The organism is Paenibacillus sp. 1-18 (assembly GCF_000520755.1).
GTDB classification, from domain to species: domain Bacteria; phylum Bacillota; class Bacilli; order Paenibacillales; family Paenibacillaceae; genus Paenibacillus; species Paenibacillus brasilensis.
On record NZ_ASSB01000207.1, the window covers coordinates 1 to 13,205 of the forward strand.

General features: G+C 44.9%; 12 protein-coding genes and 2 pseudogenes. 8 read left to right on the top strand and 6 right to left on the bottom strand.

What is annotated here, in order from left to right; genetic code table 11:
- Nucleotides 1-183 (bottom strand): TetR/AcrR family transcriptional regulator (locus L693_RS28070; protein WP_155983819.1); only part of this gene is annotated, 183 nt, incomplete at its 3' end.
- A gap of 220 nt (nucleotides 184-403) precedes the next feature.
- Between L693_RS28070 and L693_RS0112985 the strand changes: the two genes are divergently transcribed.
- Together L693_RS0112985 and L693_RS0112990 are read left to right on the top strand one after the other, a co-directional pair.
- The gene (locus tag L693_RS0112985) at nucleotides 404-1,594 is read left to right on the top strand and encodes an MFS transporter (protein ID WP_025717620.1); all 1,191 of its coding nucleotides are present in this window, start codon (nucleotides 404-406) and stop codon (nucleotides 1,592-1,594) included.
- Between the two features lie 228 nt (nucleotides 1,595-1,822).
- Nucleotides 1,823-2,533, top strand: coding sequence for a YjjG family noncanonical pyrimidine nucleotidase (locus tag L693_RS0112990; RefSeq protein WP_025717621.1), 711 nt, complete (start codon nucleotides 1,823-1,825; stop codon nucleotides 2,531-2,533).
- 202 nt (nucleotides 2,534-2,735) lie between these two features.
- Here the strand turns inward: L693_RS0112990 and L693_RS0112995 are convergent.
- Nucleotides 2,736-3,428, bottom strand: a pseudogene (locus tag L693_RS0112995) (LysR family transcriptional regulator substrate-binding protein); the annotation flags it as partial.
- 6 nt (nucleotides 3,429-3,434) lie between these two features.
- Between L693_RS0112995 and L693_RS29235 the strand changes: the two are divergent.
- The 5 genes and pseudogenes from L693_RS29235 to L693_RS0113015 all read left to right on the top strand — a co-directional run.
- Nucleotides 3,435-3,611, top strand: a pseudogene (locus tag L693_RS29235) (DUF1349 domain-containing protein); the annotation flags it as partial.
- A 198-nt stretch (nucleotides 3,612-3,809) separates the two neighbouring features.
- The gene (locus tag L693_RS0113000; protein WP_025717623.1) at nucleotides 3,810-4,667 is read left to right on the top strand and encodes a Cof-type HAD-IIB family hydrolase; all 858 of its coding nucleotides are present in this window, start codon (nucleotides 3,810-3,812) and stop codon (nucleotides 4,665-4,667) included.
- A 143-nt stretch (nucleotides 4,668-4,810) separates the two neighbouring features.
- Nucleotides 4,811-5,401 carry a DUF1349 domain-containing protein gene (locus L693_RS0113005; RefSeq protein WP_442950178.1) on the top strand — a complete coding sequence of 197 codons (591 nt, stop codon included), beginning with the start codon at nucleotides 4,811-4,813 and terminating at the stop codon, nucleotides 5,399-5,401.
- Nucleotides 5,402-5,629: 228 nt separating this feature from the next.
- Nucleotides 5,630-6,643, top strand: coding sequence for a cation diffusion facilitator family transporter (locus L693_RS0113010; RefSeq protein ID WP_025717625.1), 1,014 nt, complete (start codon nucleotides 5,630-5,632; stop codon nucleotides 6,641-6,643).
- Nucleotides 6,644-6,886: 243 nt separating this feature from the next.
- Nucleotides 6,887-7,678 (top strand): class I SAM-dependent methyltransferase, encoded by a 792-nt coding sequence (locus L693_RS0113015; RefSeq protein ID WP_025717626.1) that lies wholly within the window; start codon nucleotides 6,887-6,889, stop codon nucleotides 7,676-7,678.
- A gap of 159 nt (nucleotides 7,679-7,837) precedes the next feature.
- On the opposite strand, the gene L693_RS0113025 is transcribed toward L693_RS0113015, so the two are convergent.
- The gene (locus tag L693_RS0113025; RefSeq protein ID WP_025717627.1) at nucleotides 7,838-8,449 is read right to left on the bottom strand and encodes a TetR/AcrR family transcriptional regulator C-terminal domain-containing protein; all 612 of its coding nucleotides are present in this window, start codon (nucleotides 8,447-8,449) and stop codon (nucleotides 7,838-7,840) included.
- A 245-nt stretch (nucleotides 8,450-8,694) separates the two neighbouring features.
- Between L693_RS0113025 and L693_RS0113030 the strand changes: the two genes are divergently transcribed.
- The gene (locus tag L693_RS0113030; protein ID WP_025717628.1) at nucleotides 8,695-9,669 is read left to right on the top strand and encodes a nitronate monooxygenase; all 975 of its coding nucleotides are present in this window, start codon (nucleotides 8,695-8,697) and stop codon (nucleotides 9,667-9,669) included.
- A 341-nt stretch (nucleotides 9,670-10,010) separates the two neighbouring features.
- Here L693_RS0113030 and L693_RS0113035 read toward each other — a convergent pair whose 3' ends face one another.
- From L693_RS0113035 to L693_RS0113045, 3 genes are read right to left on the bottom strand one after another with little or no spacing between them, the layout of a single operon-like run.
- On the bottom strand, nucleotides 10,011-10,793 hold the full coding sequence (locus L693_RS0113035; RefSeq protein ID WP_025717629.1) for an HAD family hydrolase: 783 nt from the start codon (nucleotides 10,791-10,793) through the stop codon (nucleotides 10,011-10,013).
- A gap of 29 nt (nucleotides 10,794-10,822) precedes the next feature.
- Nucleotides 10,823-11,872, bottom strand: a complete 1,050-nt coding sequence (locus L693_RS0113040) for a zinc-dependent alcohol dehydrogenase (RefSeq protein WP_025717630.1) — start codon at nucleotides 11,870-11,872, stop codon at nucleotides 10,823-10,825.
- 33 nt (nucleotides 11,873-11,905) lie between these two features.
- Nucleotides 11,906-13,144: an aspartate aminotransferase family protein gene (locus tag L693_RS0113045; RefSeq protein ID WP_025717631.1), complete on the bottom strand. Its 1,239-nt coding sequence runs from the start codon at nucleotides 13,142-13,144 to the stop codon at nucleotides 11,906-11,908.
- Between the last annotated feature and the right edge of the window lie 61 nt (nucleotides 13,145-13,205).

Sequence of the window (13,205 nt, forward strand, 5' to 3'; positions counted from 1 at the left end):
GATGACCACAGCGGCCTTATTAGGCCACCATTTATAAATCGTGGCTTTGCTCACTCCTGCGCGTTCCGCAATTTTTTCTACAGTGACCGCGCCAAAGCCATTTTCCAGCAACAAATCATAGGAAGCGGACAGTATAGACTTGTGCGTTTCAACATTCCGTGGCCGTCCTCTTTTGCGTTGCATAAAAATCCTCCCCTCTAATAAAAACGATACGTTCAGTATACTAAAATTCGAACGAAAATAAAATAAATTGAAATTACCTATTTACAAAACGATACGTTCAGTATATTATTTGTTTATCGAATTACTGAACTTAACGTTTAGTAAATAATTGTTGGAATGCGGCAAGGTTTAACATGTTATTCTGTCGCACATTCGTAAACAAAAGAGGAGAATGATGATCATGCAAAAAAGTTCATTCAATGAGAGTAAAGGGATTTCTAAGTGGATGATGTTCCTATTGGCATCAGCATGCGGTCTTATCGTTGCCAATTTGTATTATGCCCAAACATTGGTCGGTCCTATTGGTGCCGCGATGGGGCTTTCTTCTGCAGTAGCTGGATTAATTGTGACCTTGACCCAAATCGGTTATGTTGCAGGATTGCTGTTTATTGTGCCGCTTAGCGATATCATTGAGAATCGGCGTCTGGCGGTTGTGTCTCTAATCGTGGTGGTATGTGCTTTGCTGACAGCAACATTTGCCCCCGGCGGAGCGTTATTTCTGATTGCGTCACTGTTTATTGGACTGGGTTCAGTGGTAGCTCAAATTCTGGTACCTTATGCCACCTATTTGGCAGCCGAGGAGCAGCGTGGGCGTGTGGTAGGGAATGTAATGAGCGGACTTTTGCTCGGAATCATGTTTGCCCGGCCGGTAGCTAGCTTAATCACCAGCATTTGGGGCTGGCAGGCTGTATTTTCCTTATCAGCCATTGTTATCACACTGCTGGCGATTCTGTTGTCGCGCACTCTTCCGGAGCGTAAGCCTACGCCTACAATGAACTACGGTGAATTAATTTTCTCATTGGGAGCTCTTTTCAAACAAACACCTGTGCTGCGTCGTCGTGCTTTTTATCAAGCTTGTTTATTCGGCTCCTTTAGCCTTTTTTGGACGACAGTCCCTTTACGATTGGCGGATGACTTCGGGATGTCTCAGCAGGGTATTGCATTGTTCGCTTTAGTTGGCGTGGGTGGGGCAGTCGCAGCACCAATTGCCGGTAAACTGGCGGATAAGGGCTTGACCAGATTGTTAACTGGATTGGCTATGGTCATAGCAACGATTTCCTTTTTGCTGATTTATCTTTTTCAAGACCATTCGATCGTTGCCCTCGTGATACTGTTTATATCAGCAATTACGCTGGATATGGCCGTATCAGGTAATCTTGTGCTTGGACAACGTGCCATTTATTCATTGGGAAGTGAGGCAAGAGGTCGTCTGAACGGTCTGTTCATGTCCATATTCTTTATTGGCGGAGCTGTTGGTTCCTCTTTGGGAGGATGGGCCTATGCCTATAACGGCTGGAGTTTCACAGCACTTCTTGGGGGCGCTTTACCACTGTTATCTCTGCTGTACTTCTTCACTGAAAAAAAACATTGAGGAGGTCGATTGCAGCATGGACTGTATTGTCAGGTAATTATGAAAATATTCTGGTTCTGCTGTCCGTGACTTGACGCCTCAATCAGGTTCTGTATAATAACCGGGAGATCAAACTACATTTCTAGTTTACTCCCGGTTTTTGATGCTTCCAGTTGGAACAGCTCTAAGGGACGGTAACTGAATAATATAGTAAGGATAATATAATGAGGGAATGGCATGGAGGTAATCATGAAATACGAAGTTATTTTGTTTGATGTGGATGATACACTATTTGATTTTAAAAAAGCAGAGCGTCATGCACTACAGAACACTTTTACCCAATTCGGCTTGCCGGAAGGAGCCACTGAGTATAAGGCCAGCTATGATGAAATCAATAGTGCGCTGTGGCGGGAAGCAGAGGAAGGACATATTAGCCCGGCGGATCTGCGAGTGGAGAGATTCAAGCGATTGTTTTCTGTTCATGAGCTGGATTTCAATCCGGATGCCTTCAGTGCTGCTTATTTACGTTATTTGGGTGAAGGAGCCTTTTTGATTGACGGAGCGGTTGAAATATGTGAGAAGCTGTCCGACCGTCGCTTGGCGATCATTACGAACGGAATCAAAGAGGTGCAAACCTCCCGAATTCAGCTTTCGCCACTGCGTGATGTGTTTGAACAGGTGATTATTTCCGAGGAAGTGGGTTGCCAAAAACCACAAGCCGCTATTTTTGATTATGCATTTACCAAGCTGGCTATTTCGGATAAAAGTAAGGTTCTTATGATCGGTGATTCTCTGACTTCGGATATCCAGGGAGGGAACAATTACGGAATTGATAGCTGCTGGTTCAACCCTTCCGAGAAAACAAACACATCTGAAATTCAACCAACCTATGAGATAAAAAATCTGATGGAGCTAGAGAATATTATACTTTCAGAAGGTCATGTATTGAAGAATTTATAATATATAGTGAAAGTCATCAGATTTGTATGTATAACACTAGAGGCTGTGATGAAAATTTTCATCACGGCCTTTTTGCGAGCAATAACCCACCACCTCGAAAGCTATGATTAGAAGTTAGAACCGCTGTATTGATGCAGATATGAATCGATATTTAAACAAGAAGCCCTTGCGGAGCTCCGCCTTTTAACGATTAAAAGAGTGATTACTCAAAACGCTCATTTTTAATCGTAGTTATTAATTGTTCCATAAAAATACGGCTGGCCGCGCTTAAATATTTATTTCTTCGGTAAACGACACCGATTTGTGTGGCTAATGCTGGGTTCTGAATCAGAATTGTTTGAATATGCTGGTTGTCAATGTAATCGAGATATGCCTTCGGTAGAATAGTGACGCCAATACCTTTGCTGACCATATTGACGATCGACTCCATGGTTGTCATTTCCAGTACCGGTTGGGGCGTAAAATCATACGAGCTACACTTTTCATTAATCAGTTGTCTCATGAAATACGTACCCGGCAATAGGACGGAAGGAACTCGCTGGAGGATGTCAAGCGTTACAAAAGGTTGCTGGGCAACGGGATGATCGACAGGGGCCGCAAGGGCAAGGTCTTCTTTGTAGAGAGGGATCGATTCCAAGCCATCATGCTCCATCGGTAACATTACGATACCTAAATCAAGCTCATTTTGAAGCAGCGCGTTGTATATATCTCCGGTTCGTAGGCCAAAGACAGACAGCTCGATATTAGGATATTTACGGTGAAACTCAATAACTGTCGGCGGAAGCAAATAATTGACAACCGTCAGTAGAGCACCAATTTTTAACGTACCTCTTTCTAGTCCCTGTAGTTCGCTTATCGCGGTACGTGCCTGCAAAAGCTCATGAAGAATGTTATAGGGACTATTTCTTTTTATTATTCACCTGATGGTGAGGATTGGAAGTTAATCCGTTACTTTGGAATGGAACATTCTGCTCAGTTTATTGCTGGTGTTGTAGCCCAGTCACCGATGGGATCAGGTTGCAGTGTCAATTTCAAATATTTAAACTTAACACTTCCCGATGAGGATAGCAGGTTTTAAGCATATAAGAGGTCGCCATATCGGCGGCTTTTTTGTTTTAACAATATAAGCTTCTTCTCCAAACCTGAGGAAAGAGCTTCATTTCATCAAAAAAACTTGACATGTAATGCGTTACACAAATTACAGTGTAATTGTAGAACGTAACAACAACCATCTCATTAATACATCATTCGTTGAAACAAGGGAGACAGCACACTAATGGATAGAGCTACTCAGAAAATTGTGTTTATCGATATAGACGGAACACTTGTTGGTGATGACGGCATGGTGCCTGATTCGGCACAAAAAGCCTGCAAAATAGCACGCGAGAATGGTCATCTGCTATATCTGTGCACAGGTCGTTCGAAAGCTGAAATTTATGATGCCATTTGGGATATCGGATTTGATGGTCTCATTGGTGCAGGAGGGGGATATGTAGAATTCGGTGATGAGATTCTTTATCATAAAAAAGTCACACCTGAGGGTGTTCGATATATGGTGGATTTCTTTAATACACATGGGATTGATTTTTATCTGGAGTCCAATTCGGCACTTTATGCCAGCCAGAATTTAAAACCTCATCTGGAGAGAAGGATCTATGGAGATGTTGAGAACGACCCTGTGGCTAGAGAAAAAATGGAGCGTTCCCCTCACCCATTTATCGCGGGTTTGACATATGGAGAGACTGATCTATATAAAGACGATGTCAATAAGGTTTGCTTTCTGCAAAGTGATGTCCCCTTTGAACGCATTAAGGCTGAATTCCAGGGAAAATTTGAGGTCATCCAGTGCACCGTTCCGATTTTTGGTAAGGACAGCGGGGAAATGATGATTCCTGGCATTCACAAGGCCATTGCCATTGCTGATTTGCTAAACTATTTGGGTCTACCTCGGGAACAGACGATTGCCATTGGAGACGGAATGAACGATGCCGAGATGCTCGAATATTGCGCTGTAGGCATTGCTATGGGCAATGCAAAACCAGGTTTGATGGAAATTGCAGATGATATTACAGACCACGTTGAGGCAGACGGACTTTATAAAAGCTTTGTAAAATATGGTTTAATATCTGAATAATATCTGTCTATCTCATTGCAAGTGATGATTGTGCAAAATCGGGGCGTGGGTAGTCGCCTTTACTCCGTAATTGCTAGTCATTTGTGATACAATCAAGATGTGGAAGGGAATGGTAAAGGAGGATTTAGCACGTGATCAAAAACATGATAAATTGGGAGACAGGCAAGTGGATTAACCAGCCTTTGTCAGTGCGGCAAGAGGGCAACCATCTAAAGGTTGTACCGGAAAAGGGAAGAGATTTTTGGAAAAAGACATTAAACGGTTTTGAATTTGAAGATGGTGCTGCTCTGTTAGCCGATTGGGAAACGGACAACGCAGTGGAGGTGTCGTTTCTGCTGACATCCTTTACAGAGCTTTATGATCAAGCGGGTATTTTATTATATCAGGGACCAGAGCAGTGGATTAAAGCAGGAATTGAAATCAACGATGGAGTTCCTCAGCTGTCTGCAGTGGTAACGGATGGTTATTCCGACTGGTCTTTGACTGCTGTACCGGAATGGAAGGGGGAAGAGGTGACCATCCGCGCTTCCATTATGAAGGATGCTGTGATTATTCGGGCACGCACGGAGAACCACGGATGGAGAACCATTCGAGTAGCCCGTTTCCCGTATACTTCCGGTAATCAAGCAGGGCCCTTTACTTGTTCACCGACTCGAGACGGCCTGGAAGTTACCTTTACCCGCTGGGTTTTCACTGAAGCAGACCAGGATTTGCATGTAAATCCTCTAATGTAAGTAGTGGAGTTGGTTACTTTGGCTGTTAATGAAAGGATTAATTAAACGTATATGTTGTTCCGTGAAGCTTGAGGGCAAGTCCTCAAGCTTTTTTCGTAGGGACTACAGCTAGCATTTTGATATTATTCTTGCAGATTACACTCGGACCATTTATAATATATGAATAGGTGCTCATATATTAATTTGAAATGTGTATCACCAAAATTTACAAAGAAGAGAGGCATGTAGATGAATAAGAAGAGTCACCCGCATAACCATAATACGACATGCGAACATGATTCCAACCAGCATCATCAACACGATCATTCTAAAGGCAGCAAGCATTCAGATGCTCACGGACATGGGCACTCCCATAGCCACGGGCATTCTCATGGACATGGAGCGAACAAAAATGCTTTGAAGTTATCATTTTTTCTAATTGCTGGTTATATGATCATTGAATTTATTGGTGGATTACTGACTAATAGCCTGGCACTGTTATCTGATGCGGGGCATATGCTCAGTGATGCGGGTGCATTGGGGTTAAGTTATCTGGCGATGACCTGGGGACAACGGCAAGCAAGTAAGTCAAAGACGTTTGGCTACAAGCGCTTTGAAGTACTGGCCGCTTTTATCAATGGCTTAGCGCTTGCCCTGATATCGATTTATATTTTCTGGGAAGCTTTCGAACGGCTTTCTGACCCACCTGGGGTCATGACTTCAGGAATGCTGACCATCGCAGTGCTTGGCCTGCTCGTCAATGTAGCTGCTGCTTTTATTCTAATGAGAGGAGATACATCTGAAAATCTCAATATTCGCAGTGCTTTTCTACATGTATTAGGGGATTTGTTAGGTTCTGTAGGTGCGATTGTAGCCGCATTGCTGATTATGTTCTTTGGCTGGAATTTGGCTGACCCGATTGCCAGTATATTGGTCGCGATTCTGGTAATCATCAGTGCTTATCGGGTGACCCGGGACTCCATTCATATTTTGATGGAAGGTACGCCGCTGAATATGAACACAGATCAAATTAAGCAATCCCTGCTTGATCTTGAGCATGTTGTTGAAGTACACGATCTTCATGTATGGGCGTTATCATCGGATGTTCCGTTGCTGAGTTGCCATATTATCATTCAAGATCCGATCTACAGTAGTGTTGTGATGGAACAGGCACAGAGGTTGTTGAATGAACAATACGAGATCAAGCATATTACAATACAGATGGATAGACCGGGATTCCAGTGTCATATTGAACATCATTAACAAAAAAGTCAAACAGCTTCTTCGAAAGGCTTCTTGACAGCACGGTAGTATAATAGTTATCATGGATACATTAGATCTGTAATACATTTCCGTAAATAAGTCCTTAGCTTTAGAATGCTTGAGCTTACGGATCAAGCTGCATGGTCCTTGTGCTTGCAAAGGACCATGCCAAGCTTTGGTTATTTGTAGATAACATGTATCTGCAAAGTCTTTATAATATTTGTGTAAAAGGAGACTGAAACTATGTGCAGCAAACCCTCTACCAATCACTGGAATACGGGAACGAATGATGATAGGCTGCATTTAGTAGCCGGCCTGGGACCCGGGCTCTTGTCCTTACTGCAGCCCCGAGCCGGAGAACGAATCCTGGATGTAGGCTGCGGGAATGGGGACTTGACCGCCGAGATTGCAGCCGCCGGAGCAATACCCACAGGTCTCGACCTGTCGGAGGAGATGGTGATGCGGGCTAAACAGAAGTACCCTTTTCTGAATGTCCAGGTGGAAGACGCTTGTCATTACCGGACAGATGTCCCCTTTGACGCTGTGTTCTCGAATGCAGTTTTGCACTGGATCAAGGATGCTGAAGCTGTCGCCCGCTCCATCTGGCTGGCCCTCCGGGAAGGAGGGCGATTCGTGGCCGAATTCGCGGGCAACGGCAATGTCGCCATGCTGACTACTGCCATGCAGCAGGCGCTAGAGGCGCATGGTTATACATGGGCGGGACGGAATCCGTGGTATTTTCCCACCATTGGGGAATACGCCAGCCTGCTGGAGCAGACCGGCTTCCGTGTCACGTTGGCACAACACTTCGACAGACCCACTCCGCTCAAGGCAGACACTGGGCTGCGGGACTGGCTGGACAAGTTTGCTGATTATTTCTTCTCGGACGTCACCTCCGCCGACAAAGCATCCATCTATCGCGCCATTGAGGCAAAGGTTAAGCCACAACTTGACCAGGGAGGTCAATGGATGGCCGACACCCGTCGATTGCGCATCGTAGCCATCAAACCAACAGAGGTCACCGCTTTTACTTAATGATTGCGGTTCCATTCGCTTGCTGTGAACGGCCCTTAAGCCTGTGCGTACTCATTGCCCCTGCCGATTGAAGAAAGATGTACGCAGCAGGTTTCGGGTTGCCATCCATGTTGGTAGCGACATCGATGAAGGGTATCCTCTCTATATGTATTAGCCAGTTCATGTAACTTGAAAAAAGGTACGATGCATTCCAAATTTGATATTATCCATAATTATATTTGCCACATCTTTTGGAGTCATATTGGGTGAATATTCATACCACCATTTAACCGTTGTCATTGCAGATGATGCAAACAAGCGAGTTAATAGCTCCTGTTTTTCTGAAAGTTCCTTCCTCGTAATTTCTGTTCCATTGCTATTTTCACGAAGACATTCTCCGGTTCTCCTTTCAAATATACGTGCCATATCTTCATAGACATATAACTCCATATTTTTATTCCACAATATGAGGTACCAGTCTTTATGATCATACATAAATTGGAGTTGTTTTCTTAACGCCTCCAAAGATTCATTCATTTTATTATTTTCCAAATTAAAAGATGCCAGATTGATATTGTTTGAAAGTTCTTCCAAGGTCGATTTTATCAGTGATTCTCTTAGTTGATATTTATCCTCGTAATATTTGTAGAGTGTAGAACGATTAATTCTCGCCGCAGTAGTAATATCTTTTACGGAAATAGATGAGAAGGTTTTTTGACTAATACATTTAGTAAACCCATGTTTTATATTTTCGAGTGTTTTCACAACACGTAAGTCTGTTATCTCATTCAATATTTGTCACACTCCAATTCATTCATTTAATTAGTATTCATTTATTTGAAAACAACAAAAGCTATTGGAACTGTTGTTTAAGCAACATTCAGGGTAAAGCTTACTGATATTCTGGGCCTTTTTTCTTTATTATAATCTTAATATAAAAAGTATTTTGTTTAAAATGGTATCCACGTTGATCACAAGATACTGTCGACACTCTAACGCCAAAAAAGAAAAACATAGTATGAAAAGGAGAATATTTCATGTCAAACAATCGGTTATGTAAAGTTTTAGGGATTGAAAAACCAATTATTCAAGGACCTATGGCTTGGGTTTCAACAGCACCATTAGTTGCAGCGGTTTCTGAAAGTGGAGGTCTTGGTGTATTAGGAGTAGGATTTGCTCCATTAGATTTTATAAGGGACCAGATTATTGCTACAAGAAATATGACGAATAAACCCTTTGCAATCAATGTAATTATGACTTCTGAATTATTAGATCATGTAACAAAAGTTGCTTCAGAGGAAAAGCCACCAGTCATTTATGCAGATACGCTCGTGGGCCTTGATTTAGAGTTATCCCAAAAATACTTTTCTATATGGCATGAATTAGGAATAAAGGTAATCGTTAAAGCAAGTACAATTCAAGATGCCATTACTGCGGAGAAGGCTGGTACAGATGCAGTTATTGTAAAAGGCTGGGAAGGTGGCGGACATACTACTTATGAAGCAACAACGGTTCTTGTTCCACAAGCAGCGAACTGCTTATCTGTACCAGTGATCGCCTCTGGTGGTATTGCAGATGGAAGAGGAATGGCAGCAGCTATCGCTCTTGGTGCTGATGGCATTGAAATGGGAACCATTTTTATGTGCGCAGAGGAAACAGTAGTACATGCAAATGTAAAAGATGCCATGTTAAAAGCTGGTGATATGGAGACTGTCATAACAGGGTATTCTACTGATGAGCCATGCAGACAATTGAAGAACAAGCTTTCGGTGGAAATGACTGAAATTGAAAACAAATATAGCAAAAGAGAGGCCGCAGTAAAACTAAAAGAAGTTGCTGAAAGTTCTTTAAAAAAGGCAATGCTGGAGGGCGACGTTGAAGAGAAGGGCGCTGTTATGGTGGGGCAAATAGTACCACTAATAACTGAGATTAAGAGTGTAAAAGATATCATAAATGATGTATTAGAAGGCTACCATGAAACAATTTCTAAGATAACTAAGTTTGAGGTTTAATATTAAACATAAAGGGAATAAAGATAAAAATTATGAAGATTCCGAGTATAGGAGAGGGTCATAAATCTTTGAAATAGGAGGAGAATGATGATAAAACTCTCGAAGAGATTGTGAATCATCTATATAACGTTGGTCGTATTTAGCGTGAAGTCGTGACCCAAGCCTTTTTCTAAGCTGAGGAATCAACTGAGGAACGTATTCGATTCAGTCAGACCAATTCGATGTAAAGCACGCCCCTTAGAGTACACACAGGGCAGGATAAATGATATTCTCCAGTGTGTATTCCAAGGGGCATTATTTATTGCCCTCAAACATATTAAAGATTGGACGATTCCATATGATTATAAAGGGGATATGCCATCTGGAACATTTCGACTCTTGTTTTTGGCAGGCAGCTGCTCCTCGAATGGCAGGCCCTCTTTAATCGCCCACAGGTCGTCATAGCTGATAATTCGGCGATCGGCTCTGGACAGGTCCTGCTGGCCCGAGCCCGGGTTATGGAAGCCGATACAGCGCATGCCCGCACTCTTGGCTGCCTGGACACCGTTCCGTGAATCCTCAATAACGATGCAATGGGCCGGGGCAATACCAAGCTGCTCGGCGGCATGTAGGAAAATATCCGGGGCCGGCTTACCCTGCGACACTTCTTCTCCAGTGATTCGAATATTGAAGTAACGGCCAAGCCCTGTCTTATCCATGATGAGATCAATCAGTGTCCGCGGAGAGGAAGAGGCCACCGCGACCGGAATCCCATTCTCCTGCAGCCAGTCCAGCCACCGCTCAAGTCCGTCGATCGCCACAAGGCCTTCGTGTGCAATCATCGTCTGCATCACATTTTTCCGGTGATAGGACAGCACCTCTTCCACCGAATTGGTGAGACGATGTCTGTCCAGTACTTGACGCCACATGGATTCGAGTGTCACTCCCACATAGGTGTGGTGCTCTTCTTCCGTCATGGGCGCACCGAAATGGGCAAAGGAACTGCGCTCGATCTCAAAATAAATCGGTTCGCTGTCTACCAGCACCCCGTCCATGTCGAAAATGACTGCCTTGATCGGAACGGATGCTGATGGGCTTCTTACGGATTCGTTATTCGGCTGTGCATCATGATGAATGGTTGTCATGTCCAATATCCCCCTTGTTAGTACCCGGATTAGTTACCGGAGCCGTTCGATTGCAGCACAACCTTGATCGCCTGTGAAGAAGGCTGAAGTGTCCGCTCGTTGATATTGCATCCGAGGGTTAAAAAGGCCTCCTGGTAGTCTTCCAGCGGATAGGAGTGGGTAATGATTTTTTTGGCAGGAACGATTTGCTGCTCAATCAGGTAATGAGCAGTGGAGAACGTGCCCAGGGAGTCAATCGAACCGATGATTTTAAGGCTACGGTCAACTACCTCCTTCGGATTAAACGAGCTTGTCCCGTCTCTTAGTCCCACCAGCATCAGATATCCGCCGCTCGTAAGGCGGGATAGTACCTGGGTGCCAACTACGCCTGTGGTATCTACAATCATATCTACCTGATTCTTTAGCGGTGCCAGCTCATGAATGGCTGACTCCAGTGTGGCGTGCACGGACCACCGCTCGGGGGCAACGGAATCTGCTATGGCGAGCCGCTCCTTCGAGATGTCAACAAGGCAGCCAGTTACGCCTTTGGAAGCAAGAGCATAACTGTACAGAATCCCAATCGGTCCTGCGCCCAAAATGACGGTTGTAAAGTTTGGCAGCAGGTGAATCTGGTTGATTCCGGTTAGCATGCAGCTCAGCGGTTCGGTCAGTGTCGCTTCTTCGTAGCTGATATGATCCTTCAGCTTGTAGAGAAACCGATCCTCGGTCACATAATAATCAGTGAACGTGCCGTCGGCGCTAACTCCAGTCTCCGTTACGGATTTATGTGTACAATGGTTCTGTCTTCCTGTCCGGCACATATCGCATTGACCGCAGTAGTACGTCGGATCAATCACCACCCGGTCCCCAGGCTTCATTGAACTGACGGCTGATCCTACAGCGATCACTTCCCCCGCTGATTCGTGGCCCAGGATAGTGGATGGCACGGCATGATATTTGCCGCTGATGATGCCTAGATCCGTACCGCATACACCTGTCGCCCGAATCCGGACGAGAACATGGTTATCCTTGGTAATTTCCGGGACGGGTCTTTCCTCAAGAGCCACATCCCAGGCTGATTTGTATACCAGTGCAAGCATGAATAGTCCTCCTTTTGCCTGTTCGGCAGATAGTTAGTGAAGGGTGGCCAAAACGGCGTCAAGCCGCTTGACAATTTCGACAATCTCGTCTTCCGTAACTGTGAGAGAAGGTCTCACTTTGACCACATTGCCGTAACCATAACGGGAACCTCTGAGAATCAGCTGTTGTTCTGCAAAAGCTCGGTCGATAATCCCATTGCACTTGATTGCGTCCGGGGCATCATCCTTGTCGACAATCTCCAATCCCCACATCAGTCCGACGCCGCGAGCCTCCCCGATGCAGTCATGCTTGTCGGCCAACTCTGTCAGCAGGGTCCCGAGCAGGCTTCCTTTCGAGCGAACGGCTTCCAGAAAACCAGGCTCGGACACAACCTCCAGCGTGGATTTGGCTGCCGTGACTGAGATCAGATTGCTGCCCGAGGTGAATGAGTGCTCGTGTTTCTCCAGAACATTGAGACGAGACTGCATCAGTACTGCTGCAACCGGAACACCGATGCCGCCCAGACCCTTGGCGAGGGTAATGATATCCGGCTGGATATCAAACAGCTCACTTGCGAACATGTAGCCTGTCCGCCCAATCCCTGTCTGTACCTCGTCAGCGATCAGAATCAGCCCGTACTCGTTGCACAACTGACGGAGACGCTTGAAATATCCCGGAGGAGGGATGATATTGCCTCCATTGCCTAGGATGGGTTCAATAATCATGCAAGCCACAGAGCCTGAGCTTGCATATTCAATGGCATCCGATATGGCTTCGACGCATTGATGTCCACATTTGTCAGGTGAAGAATTAAACGGGCAGCGATAGCAGTAGGGAGCAGGCACATGGAGGGAGTTTGCTGCAGCCGAGTTGGGAAATTTCCTCCGCCGGAAGGCGTTACCGGATATGCCTGTTGCAAACTGGGTCTGCCCATGATGAGAAAGATACAGGCTGATTATATCCAGTTCTCCGGTATATTTCTGGGCGAGCTTCACAGCACATTCGTTCGCCGTGGAGCCGGTAATATCTCTCATCCATCCCGCGTCGATGCCGTTCGGCGTATACTGGATCAAATGATCCAGGACCTCCTCGACGTAAGGCTCGGTAAAGGATGAGGACATATGGGCAAGATTGGCGACTTGTTCCTGTACTTTGGTAACGACATGAGGGTGATTATAACCGAGCGACAGGTTGAAGGTGCCGGATACACCATCCAAATACTCCTTACCTGAATCGTCAATCAGAGTAATGCCCTTTCCGTATCTGAAGCGTTCTTTGGTTAAGGTTTGCACAATACTTTCCCTCCATATCAGATATACATTTCTCATATAAGTACATCTTTAAAAGTACAGC

Bases quoted from the DNA above. Each gene is read 5' to 3' on its own strand.
- L693_RS0112985 (WP_025717620.1), top strand. From the start codon at position 404: ATGCAAAAAAGTTCATTCAATGAGAGTAAAGGGATTTCTAAGTGGATG.
- L693_RS0113005 (WP_442950178.1), top strand. From the start codon at position 4,811: ATGATAAATTGGGAGACAGGCAAGTGGATTAACCAGCCTTTGTCAGTG.
- L693_RS0113040 (WP_025717630.1), bottom strand. From the start codon at position 11,872: ATGCTTGCACTGGTATACAAATCAGCCTGGGATGTGGCTCTTGAGGAA.
- L693_RS0113035 (WP_025717629.1), bottom strand. From the start codon at position 10,793: ATGACAACCATTCATCATGATGCACAGCCGAATAACGAATCCGTAAGA.
- L693_RS0113015 (WP_025717626.1), top strand. From the start codon at position 6,887: ATGTGCAGCAAACCCTCTACCAATCACTGGAATACGGGAACGAATGAT.
- L693_RS0113010 (WP_025717625.1), top strand. From the start codon at position 5,630: ATGAATAAGAAGAGTCACCCGCATAACCATAATACGACATGCGAACAT.
- L693_RS0113000 (WP_025717623.1), top strand. From the start codon at position 3,810: ATGGATAGAGCTACTCAGAAAATTGTGTTTATCGATATAGACGGAACA.
- L693_RS0113030 (WP_025717628.1), top strand. From the start codon at position 8,695: ATGTCAAACAATCGGTTATGTAAAGTTTTAGGGATTGAAAAACCAATT.
- L693_RS0112990 (WP_025717621.1), top strand. From the start codon at position 1,823: ATGAAATACGAAGTTATTTTGTTTGATGTGGATGATACACTATTTGAT.